Genomic DNA, 4,497 nt, shown 5'->3' on the forward strand with positions numbered 1-4,497 from the left:
CGAGAAGCCATAAACATCAAAAACATCTCTTATTTCATCTTAGACGAAGCGGACGAAATGGTAAGTGCACTAAAAGAAGGATTGGATAGCATTATAAAAGAAATTCCAAAATCGAGGAGAACTTTACTGTTTACAGCAACAATGCCCGGAACCATCAAACAATTGGTGCAAAATTACATGTCCAAACATGTCGTGCATATTGAAGCGGATATGAAAACTGTTGGTCATCAAGGAATTGAACATCAATATGTAGTAGTAGAAACAATAGAAAAACTAGAAGTTTTACTTCATTTTTTAAACACCAAAGAAGGCAAACGTGGAATTATTTTCTGTAAAACCAAAGCTGCGGTCAACAAACTAGCAAAAAAACTAGCGATCAATAAATTCTCTTCTGGTGCCATTCACGGAAGTCTCACACAAGGAATTCGCGATCGTATCATGGAACAATTCCGAGCAGGTTATATTGATATCTTAGTCGCAACCGATTTGGCAGCGCGTGGTATTGATGTAAAAGAGGTTTCGTATGTCATAAATTATCATTTGCCAGATACCTACGATGCGTATGTACACAGAAGTGGACGAACGGCTAGAGCAGGAGCAAAGGGACTTTCTTTATCTGTGATACAAAAAGAAGAAGTAGCAGAAATCCCTGAATTTGAAGATGAATTAGGCATTGTTTTTAAGGAATTTAAAAAAGCAGATGCACAAAGTATTGAAGAAAACAATGGATTGATATGGGCTAAGAGAATATTCAAAACAAAACCAAATCGTGAGGTTTCAGAAGATTTTAAAGCGAAGATTAAAACGATATTCCATCATCTGACAAAAGAAGAATTAGTAGATAAAATATTAGCGAATTATTTAGCGGAAACTGGCGCTACCAATACAAAAACGGAAACTCCAAAAAAGAAAAAGAAATAGTATCTATGTTTATACGCATAGACTTCTTTGAAAGTATTTCCGAAACTAAAAAGCGGCTGTCTTAAAAGTTCTAAAAGCCGTCATTCTGGACTTCACCCAGAGTCTCATAAAGCTGATTATCAACTATTATGAGCAACCGAATCAAGTTCGGTTTGACGAAACTGCGACTTTTAAGATAGCCTCATTTTTATACATTTTCAATCTTTCAATAATTAAACCTATTCTACTTCTGTAGAAAGACTATCAACCATCGCTAAATCTTCATTTATTTCATTTGTTGTAGGAACAGAATCTTTCAGTGCGATGAATTTTTCTATATTTTTCATTTCACTTTCTTCTCCAGAAAAATAAGGAAAAACGTCCATAATAGGCGATTCAGCAATTGCAGGAATTGTATATTCTGCCATCGTATCTTTCATTGCCGTCATGGTATTTTCGTAGGCTTCTTTTACATCATTTCCTTGAATGAGTAAGTATTGATTGCTTTTGCGTTCTTTACCGCTTTCTTCATCGAAAGAAATCATGCTGACTTTACATTTAAACCATCGATCTGAATTTTCAAACGGATGAATTTCTGCATAATTCGCTACTTTGATGTTTGTAATCTTAATTTCTTCGCCTTCTCTTAAATAAGCAGCCATTTCTTGTGTAATTCTAGTTTCGGCTTCCGTATAGGAAATAGCATCTACTAAAAAAGGTTCTGTTTTTAGTTTTTGTTCACCTGTAACTTCATCAAGTTTTCTATACTTTACTTTGCATTCATACCAAGTTGCGCTCATAATGTTTTTGTTTTAAGGGCGACAAATATAGGATTTTCGTTTTGCTAAAAAAGTCAAAATAGAGAATAGATATTCACAATTTTCAAGCAGATTTTCTAGTCGTTTTAGACTGAGGAAGTTAGTGTGATATTAATTATTCACCACAAATTAGAAGCATTATTTTCTGTTAATCCTGGATTGGGAAATACTGCGAGGTTTTTCTCTAATTAGTGAGTTTCCTTAGTTGAAAAACGATTTGATAGTTTGCATTTTCATACCGCAAAAGAATGGTATGACATTTTGGTTTGTCAGCAACCTAGTATTTTGAAAAGAGTTTCGCTTGGCGTTATCGCTTCTTATTTAGGAATTACACAAAAAACTTTAAGTCGCATCCGAAAACAGAAATAAGATTCATACAGCCTTATTGTAAGAGATACGCTTTCGCTTCAGCTATATTTCCATCTACTATGTTCAAATAATAATTTACTTTCCCTTTTGTTAGCTCTAATAGTACAGGTTTTTCAACACCAGTTTGATACAGATCAATTGCGTGTTGCTCATCACGTAATATTTTATATGATTTGGAAAGTGTGCGGATGCTTTCTTGAAAATCTTCTCGTTGTGTAGTTCCAATGAGTATGATACATAGTTTATCATTTGCATTTGACTTATTCATCGTTGTAAGTGCTTCTAAATTGAGCGTAGTTCCCATGCAAGAATTGCAATCACTTATAGGAAGTATATAAAATATTTTTTCATTCGTAGTAATATCTACCTGATGTGTTTCGAGCATATACTGCTGAAAACCTTTTAAATACGGGTATTTTTCTCCTTGACAAGCAACAAATAATAACATAAAATAACATACGTGGATTATCTTTTTCATTTGATTTCTTTCTTTGTGTCGTTGTCTTTTGGTGTAATCGTGTATTTATATTTAAGCTGGAAATATTGCTGCGTAGGATCTGTATTAGTATACTTTGTACTGTAGAGTAAAAAACCATCTGACACGGCAATTAGACTCTCAAATTCCAGACTTCCTAATGGAAATGTATACTCTCCAACATGATTAAAATGCTCATCTAAAAAAACAGCATGAATTGATCTCTGTAGATAAGGAGGCCGATATTTTCCTGAACTTTCCAGCGCTTCTTGTTGATCGTAATATATTCTTGAATATAATTTTAATTTTTCATGGTAATTATACGCTCCATAATACGGAGCAGCATATTCATAGGCTTTCATTTTTTCAACATCGCGTGCATCCTCTAAATCAACTGGTAAAAACATATCTTTTGAAGATGTACTGATATGCGGAAATTTGCCAAGGTATTTTCCTTCTTTATAATAGTACACAAAATGATCATTTACGTAACTAACGAACATCGTATCATTTTTGAACAGCATGTTTTTTTTTGAAAGCAAATACGAATAGGTTTTACGGCCTTTGTATTTTAACATTCCTTCGGGTAGAGCATACGTGCTGATCCATTTTAGACTTGATAGATCAAAAATTCCGATTCTCCCAAAATCTTCAAAACCTTCCGAATCGTATGCATTCAAGGGTTGTAACCCAATGTGTAATTGGTTCTTTGTTGAGTCGTAATGCAAATTACCGTAATCTATTATAAAATTAACGGCTCCTTTTTTTAATGTTTTTGAGAGTGTATTGAATGCTGTATTTGTACTAGGGAAATTTATGTTAGGTAATGAATGATATGTTATTTTAGTATCACCTAGGATTAGAAGTCTAACGGGGAAATCTTGAATTAAAATAAATTTTTCCCTTGAAGGATGACAAAAAGATAATACATCGCCAGTTCCTTTTTGTAATGGAAGTTGTAGTAAGTTTACAGCAGAAGTCGCTAAATTTACTTTAATGATGTTCCGTTGTAAATCTATAAAATAATAAATACTATCATTTTCAACAATGTGTGCTAAACCCGGATCATAGGAAGGTACATTTTGTGGTCGTGGAATTGCTAAACTATCGGTGAATGTAAGTGTATAGTTTTGAGAGAAACGAACATTTGCTGGAACTTTGCTAAATGCCAATAATTCAGCTGAATTTTTATCTTGACAACCTATTGAAAATAGACAGAGTAGTAGTATATATTTGATAGGGTTTTTGATCTTTTTGCGGAATATAAATTAATATGAAATAAAAATCAGATGCAGAAATTTAATCAAAATGTCTGCATCTGAAAATGGTTTAGTTTCCAATTGGCCAAACAGTATTGATAGAAACTGTTCCAACAATGCAATCGGTACCACCATTTATACATTTACGTATAACTGATACAGATCCGTCGGCATTTCTTATTCTTCTTGGCGGTCCCCATTTTCCTCTTACTGAATTGGTGTCGACATTAGTCGTGTCAGTATTCGTTTGTTCAAAACTTTCATCTGTAAAAGACATTAATCCAAAAAATGATACAGCCATTCCGATAGCTACTATTCTTCTTAAACTTTTCATAATAAAGTATTTTAAATTGGTTATATATATTAAAACTAGATAATTTTAAGGGAAGTTCCTAATTTATGTAAGAAACATAATTTATTGATATACAAATATTTAATTGTTTTTTAGTCAATAAAAACCTTTCTTGCAGTAAGTGGTTTCCTTACTTACTTGCTAAATCATTATAAATAAGTTCATTTAAAAAAAATGAAAACACTACTACTAATTGGATAACATTTCAAATATTAAAAACGACGTTTCAAGCAAAAGGACTATTTTAGAAGCAAGAATAAAGCAATATTTGTGTCATAATTAATACGAACTATCTAATTATCTCATCATGAAAAAGACACTTTT

Annotated in this window: 6 protein-coding genes; 2 read left to right on the forward strand and 4 right to left on the reverse strand. The window is 32.5% G+C overall.

Annotated features, from left to right (window positions below; translation table 11 throughout):
* On the forward strand, nucleotides 1–921 hold a 921-nt coding region (locus tag AB8B65_RS01000; protein ID WP_405298925.1), incomplete at its 5' end, for a helicase-related protein.
* Nucleotides 922–1,139: 218 nt separating this feature from the next.
* Here the strand turns inward: AB8B65_RS01000 and AB8B65_RS01005 are convergent.
* On the reverse strand, nucleotides 1,140–1,700 hold the full coding sequence (locus AB8B65_RS01005) for a DUF4494 domain-containing protein (protein WP_405298926.1): 561 nt from the start codon (nucleotides 1,698–1,700) through the stop codon (nucleotides 1,140–1,142).
* Nucleotides 1,701–1,943: 243 nt separating this feature from the next.
* Here AB8B65_RS01005 and AB8B65_RS01010 point away from each other — a divergent pair, with 243 nt between their 5' ends.
* Nucleotides 1,944–2,087, forward strand: coding sequence for a hypothetical protein (locus AB8B65_RS01010; RefSeq protein WP_405298927.1), 144 nt, complete (start codon nucleotides 1,944–1,946; stop codon nucleotides 2,085–2,087).
* A 13-nt stretch (nucleotides 2,088–2,100) separates the two neighbouring features.
* Here AB8B65_RS01010 and AB8B65_RS01015 read toward each other — a convergent pair whose 3' ends face one another.
* The 3 genes from AB8B65_RS01015 to AB8B65_RS01025 all read right to left on the reverse strand — a co-directional run bounded on the left by AB8B65_RS01015 (nucleotide 2,101) and on the right by AB8B65_RS01025 (nucleotide 4,155).
* Nucleotides 2,101–2,565: a hypothetical protein gene (locus AB8B65_RS01015; protein WP_405298928.1), complete on the reverse strand. Its 465-nt coding sequence runs from the start codon at nucleotides 2,563–2,565 to the stop codon at nucleotides 2,101–2,103.
* A complete protein-coding gene (locus AB8B65_RS01020; protein WP_405298929.1) occupies nucleotides 2,562–3,734 on the reverse strand; it encodes a hypothetical protein in 1,173 nt (390 codons plus the stop codon). The genes AB8B65_RS01015 and AB8B65_RS01020 overlap by 4 nt, the downstream gene beginning before the upstream one ends.
* 157 nt (nucleotides 3,735–3,891) lie before the next feature.
* Nucleotides 3,892–4,155, reverse strand: a complete 264-nt coding sequence (locus AB8B65_RS01025; RefSeq protein WP_405298930.1) for a hypothetical protein — start codon at nucleotides 4,153–4,155, stop codon at nucleotides 3,892–3,894.
* Between the last annotated feature and the right edge of the window lie 342 nt (nucleotides 4,156–4,497).

It is taken from the genome of Kordia sp., from assembly GCF_045105435.1.
In the GTDB taxonomy this organism is placed as follows: Bacteria; Bacteroidota; Bacteroidia; order Flavobacteriales; family Flavobacteriaceae; genus Kordia.